The sequence below is a fragment of the Staphylococcus sp. GDY8P85P genome (genome assembly GCF_017892405.1).
GTDB classification, from domain to species: Bacteria; Bacillota; Bacilli; order Staphylococcales; family Staphylococcaceae; genus Staphylococcus; species Staphylococcus borealis.
Window position 1 is genome coordinate 1 of the sequence record NZ_JAESLA010000002.1, and the last position, 5,649, is coordinate 5,649.

5 protein-coding genes and 1 riboswitch are annotated in these 5,649 nt (G+C 33.7%); all 5 genes read left to right on the forward strand.

Annotated features, from left to right (window positions below; translation table 11 throughout):
• Positions 1–340 precede the first annotated feature (340 nt).
• The gene (locus KA828_RS00610; RefSeq protein WP_193839191.1) at positions 341–1,831 is read left to right on the forward strand and encodes an FAD/NAD(P)-binding protein; all 1,491 of its coding nucleotides are present in this window, start codon (positions 341–343) and stop codon (positions 1,829–1,831) included.
• A 153-nt stretch (positions 1,832–1,984) separates the two neighbouring features.
• Positions 1,985–2,127: riboswitch (FMN riboswitch) on the forward strand.
• A gap of 141 nt (positions 2,128–2,268) precedes the next feature.
• Positions 2,269–3,312 (forward strand): bifunctional diaminohydroxyphosphoribosylaminopyrimidine deaminase/5-amino-6-(5-phosphoribosylamino)uracil reductase RibD, encoded by a 1,044-nt coding sequence (ribD, locus tag KA828_RS00615; RefSeq protein WP_075109196.1) that lies wholly within the window; start codon positions 2,269–2,271, stop codon positions 3,310–3,312.
• 6 nt (positions 3,313–3,318) lie between these two features.
• Positions 3,319–3,951: a riboflavin synthase gene (locus KA828_RS00620; protein WP_075109197.1), complete on the forward strand. Its 633-nt coding sequence runs from the start codon at positions 3,319–3,321 to the stop codon at positions 3,949–3,951.
• Between the two features lie 15 nt (positions 3,952–3,966).
• The gene (ribB, locus tag KA828_RS00625; RefSeq protein ID WP_210125200.1) at positions 3,967–5,148 is read left to right on the forward strand and encodes a 3,4-dihydroxy-2-butanone-4-phosphate synthase; all 1,182 of its coding nucleotides are present in this window, start codon (positions 3,967–3,969) and stop codon (positions 5,146–5,148) included.
• An 11-nt stretch (positions 5,149–5,159) separates the two neighbouring features.
• Positions 5,160–5,618 (forward strand): 6,7-dimethyl-8-ribityllumazine synthase, encoded by a 459-nt coding sequence (gene ribH, locus KA828_RS00630; protein WP_053030536.1) that lies wholly within the window; start codon positions 5,160–5,162, stop codon positions 5,616–5,618.
• The last annotated feature ends 31 nt before the right edge of the window (positions 5,619–5,649 follow it).

The following is a 5,649-nucleotide window of genomic DNA, read 5'->3' on the forward strand; positions in this document are numbered from 1 at the left end:
GTCCAATTTATTATAGAGCCATTATTATTTAGTAAAAGCCAACGTCGACACTTGTGTGAATTAGTGTTGACGTTGGTTATTTAGGATAAAAAATAGATTTATTTATTCTGCTTTATTTTTCTTAGTTAACCAACTAAAGGCTATAATCATTACGACAAAAACTTTTAAAATAAATTTCATTTTTGTTCACCTCAATACCTTAATACTACCATAATTGCTGAATTAATAGAAAAATGATGAGAATAACATATAAGTATAAATTATTTTAAGCGATTTATGATATTGATATAATAGATATATTAAAAAGTCTTTTTAGAGTAATAAAGAAGGATGATGATATATGCGTGTAGCTATAATTGGAATGGGTACGGCTGGTGTGAGTGTTTTAAGGCAGTTAGTCAAAAATGAAGCGTTTAAATATTTAGAGGTAGATGTCTATGATAATGAAAAGAATATGGGTCAAGGTGTGCCATTTCAAAATGACAGTAGTCAGTTACTCATCAATTTGCCAACAAAGCAGATGAGTTTAAATTTAGATGATGATGAAGAATTCTGGAATTGGTATCAAGAACAATCAGAGTTTAAATTTGATAATCCTAAGTACTTACCTCGATTTGTGTTTGGTCATTATATGAAATCTTATCTATCTAACTTTGACTTATTATTTGATAATCTTTCCGTTATCAAGCGTCCAGTTCGTGAAATTTTTACAAATTCAGAAATAGATGAGACGACATTAAAATATTATGTATGTACATCAGAAGATATGAGTGAATGGAAAGAATACGACTATATCTTCTTAACGACAGGTACTTTCGCTTATCATGATCCGTATCAATTAAAAGGTAAAAAAGGATATATTCAAACACCTTATCCTACATATAATACATTGGATGAAGTTTCAGAATCAGATGATATAGCCATAATTGGAACTGGATTAGCTAGTTTAGATGTTGTTAGGTATGTCGCTACACATCATCCTAAGTTGCCAATTACTATGACGAGTCGTTCAGCACATCTGCCAAGTGTAAGAGGGAATATGGTTGATATTGAATTCAAATATTTAACTAAACAAAAGTTTAATGAGCTAAAAGGAAAACATTTTGGAAATGTTCCATTAGAAATTGCTTTTGAATTATTTCAACAAGAATGTGAAGACCGTAATATAGAGTTAGATAAATTAATACATAGACGTACCGGTAATACAATTAAAGATTTACAATATGATCTCGAACGTGCAAATGAAATCGGAGTATTTCAAAGTTTGATTGAAAATGTTAAAGAGAATTTGAATTGGATATGGAATAGTTTCAGTCGAGAAGATCAGCAAGCCTTTGATAAGCGATTTTCGAAACATATTCAATTAAATTCAAATCCAATGCCACCACGTACAGCAGAATTAATTATTAAACTCATACGTAATCAATCACTTATTATTAAAAGAGGATTAGAGGATATTAAACATACAGATGACGGTTATTTATTAAAATTTAAAGATGAGCGACAACCTAAACCATATGATGTCATAATCAATTCAACTGGATCCAAAACACATTTGTCAGATTTAGATGATGAAGATCAGCTTATACTGAACCTTCAAAATCGACAAATCGTTCAGCCGCACCCAATGGGCGGTATTCAAATTATTCCAGAAACGAATCAAGTCATTAGCCCAAGATATGGAACATTAAATAATATGATTGCCATTGGACAAGTGACGAACGGTGTTAACAAGTTAAGAAATGGTGTAAAGATGATTGTTGATCAAGCAGTGAGTTCTGTCAACTATATGTACGACAATCAAAGTAAGTTTGATCACTTCGATGCTTAAAGTGCATGTTTACACTTAAAGGACTAAATTGCATCAATGGTTACACTGTTTAATATTATATAGCGTAGACGGTTTGTAATTTTTAAATAATAAGCGTATGATGATTAGTGTAGTAATCAAACTACATTAACTCTAATAATCACAATTTCATATGAATTCTTTCGGGGCGGGGTGCAATTCCCAACCGGCAGTAAATTAAGCCTGCGACCTGTCAAAGTATATGGTTAACTACTTTGATGGCTGATCTAGTGAAAGTCTAGAGCCGACAGTGAAAGTCTGGATGGGAGAAAGAATCGAGACGTCAATTTAAGTTTTAATGACGCTTATTTAGCATACACATTTAAGAAATGTTGTAAGCTTATTTGAACATATATTTAATTTCCCTATGCCTGTAATTGTTTTATTGGTATAGGGAATTTTTATTTTGAGGTGATGAATTGAGTTATTTTATGAATTATGCAATACAACTCGCACAAATGGTTGAAGGTCAAACGGGTGTTAACCCGCCAGTGGGTGCTATCGTAGTCAATAACGGTAGAATTGTCGGACTGGGTGCACATCTTAAACAAGGTGATAAACACGCGGAAGTACAAGCACTTGATATGGCTGGAGAAAATGCAAAAGGTGGAACGATTTACATTTCGTTAGAACCTTGTACGCACTTTGGCTCCACACCACCATGTGTGAATAAAATTATAGAATTTGGATTAAGTAAAGTTGTTTACGCTGTTAAAGATACAACATTACCTTCTGAAGGGGATGCTATATTAGAACAAGCTGGCATTGAAGTTGAATATCAATACTCTGAAGATGCAGCTGCGTTGTATCGTGACTTTTTCAAAGCTAAGTCAGAACAATTACCTGAAATCACGATGAAAGTGTCCGTATCATTAGATGGTAAACAGGCTACTGATATGGGTCAAAGCAAATGGATTACAAATTCAGATGTGAAACAAGATGTTTATCATTTAAGACATACACATGATGCTGTATTAACGGGTAATGGCACAATTATCGCTGACAATCCCCAATATACGACACGTATTCCAAACGGTAAACATCCAATTCGAATCGTTTTATCAAGAAGTGGCAACATTGACTTTACAAAGCAATTGTTCCAAGATTCTTCAAGCGAAGTATGGATATACACAGAAAATGAGCATCTAAAAAGTCCAAATTCAAACGTCAAAATAATCTATTTAACTGAATGTAATTTAAAAGATATTTTAAAAGATATTTATAAGCGAGGTATTGGTAAGTTATTAATAGAAGCTGGACCTCGTGTAACTTCAGAATTTCTCCAAACACATTTTATCAATCAACTTATTATTTATTACGCCCCGAAAATAATAGGTGGTTCTGGGAAAAATCAATTCTATCAAACGAATGATGTCATTGATTTAAACCACGCCACGCAATTTGAAATTATTTCTACTGAGTTAATTAATCAAAACTTAAAAATGATCTTGCGAAAGAAGTGACAACTCATGTTTACAGGTATCGTTGAAGAAATTGGTACTGTCAAAAATATTCGTACGCATCAATCAGTTAGAACACTGGATATTGCTTGTCAAACGATTGTAGAAGACATGCACATTGGTGATTCTATTAGTGTGAATGGTGCATGTCTAACGGTGATTGATTTTACAAGTAACTATTTTTCGGTACAAGTTATTAAAGGTACTGAAGATAAAACATACTTATCACAAATTAAGCAAAATGATGAAGTGAATTTAGAACGCGCAATGCCAGGAGATGGTCGCTTTGGAGGTCATTTCGTTTTAGGTCACGTCGATGATAAAGGTGTGATTACGCATGTAAACGAAACACCTAATTCAAGAATTGTTTCGATTAAAGCATCGCCAACGATTATTAAACAAATGGTTAAACAAGGCTCTATCACTGTAGATGGTGTAAGCTTAACTGTTTTCGATCTTCGAAATGATAGTTTTGATATTCATTTAATACCTGAAACGAGACGTTCAACGATTTTATCTTCAAAGCAAAAAGGAGATTCAGTTCATCTTGAAACGGATGTTCTTTTCAAATACGTTGAGCGAATGATGAGTAGAAATGAATCAGAACTTACATTAGATAAGCTGAAAGCATTTGGATTTTAGGAGGCGTAAGATTAAATGAAATTTGATGAGATAAAAGATGCACTAAATGCTTTACAACATGGTGAAAGTATTATTGTAGTGGACGATGAAGATCGTGAAAATGAAGGTGACCTGGTTGCTGTTACGCAATGGATGAATGATAATACCATCAATTTTATGGCAAAAGAAGGTAGAGGATTGATTTGTGCACCAATTAGTGAAGATATAGCTCAAAGATTAAATCTAACAACGATGGTTGAACATAATACGGATGACTTTGGAACGAATTTCACAGTTAGTGTCGATCATGTAACAACTTCAACTGGTATAAGTGCATTTGACCGAATGGCAACGGCACGTGCCTTAATTAATCCTGAATCTACACCGTCGGATTTTCATAAACCTGGTCACCTATTTCCACTCATTGCTAAGGAAAAGGGTGTATTAGAACGTACTGGTCATACTGAAGCGGCTGTAGATTTAGCCAAACTTACACAAGCTAAGCCAGCTGGTGTAATATGCGAAATTATGAACGAAGATGGCACTATGGCTAAAGGTGAACAACTTGAAGCATTTAAACAACGTCATGGCCTTAAAATGATTACAATTGAAAGTTTAGTTAAATACCAGAAGGACAAAAACGCTAATGTTGAATTGAAAGCAAAGGTAAATATGCCAACAGATTACGGTTCTTTTGAAATGTATGGATTTGAATCACCATTAACTAATGAAGAAATTGTTGTACTTGCTAAGGGGAAACCACGTGCGACTGAAAATGTACGTATTCACTCTGCTTGTTTAACAGGTGACATCTTCCATAGTCAAAGATGCGATTGTGGTGCGCAACTAGAAGCAGCAATGAAATATATTCATTCGCATGGTGGCTTAATTATCTATTTACCTCAAGAGGGTAGAGGGATAGGGTTAATAAATAAACTAAGAGCATATGAATTGATTGAACAGGGTCATGATACAGTAACAGCGAACTTAGCTTTAGGTTTTGATGAAGATTTGAGAGATTATCACATTGCAGCACAAATATTAAATTATTTTAATGTACAACAAGTGAACTTGTTAAGTAATAATCCCAAAAAATTTGAAGGTTTATCTGAATATGGTATTACAGTTGCGGATCGTACACCAATTATAGTGGCAGAAACTGAATATAACCATGAGTATATGAATACCAAAAAAATCAAAATGGGTCATTTAATTTAGGAGGAATAAATATGAACTTTGAAGGTAAATTAGTAGGTACAGATTTAAAAGTAGCAATTGTAGTAAGTCGTTTTAATGATTTTATTACCAATCGTCTATTAGATGGTGCGAAAGATACACTCGTACGGCATGGTGTTGAAGAGAGTAATATAGATGTTGCATATGTCCCTGGTGCATTTGAGATTCCATTAGTCTCAAAAAAACTTGCTCAAAAAGGTGCATATGACGCAATTATAACTTTAGGTTGTGTTATAAGAGGCGCAACATCTCATTATGATTATGTATGTAATGAGGTAGCTAAAGGTGTTTCTAAGGCAAATGACGTGAGTGATACACCAGTTATATTTGGTGTATTAACAACAGAAAGTATTGAACAAGCAGTTGAAAGAGCGGGTACTAAAGCAGGAAATAAAGGTGCCGAAGCGGCAGTGAGTGCGATTGAAATGGCTAATTTATTAAAACAGTTTTAATTTGAAATGATAGGGAGTGGGACAGAATTCT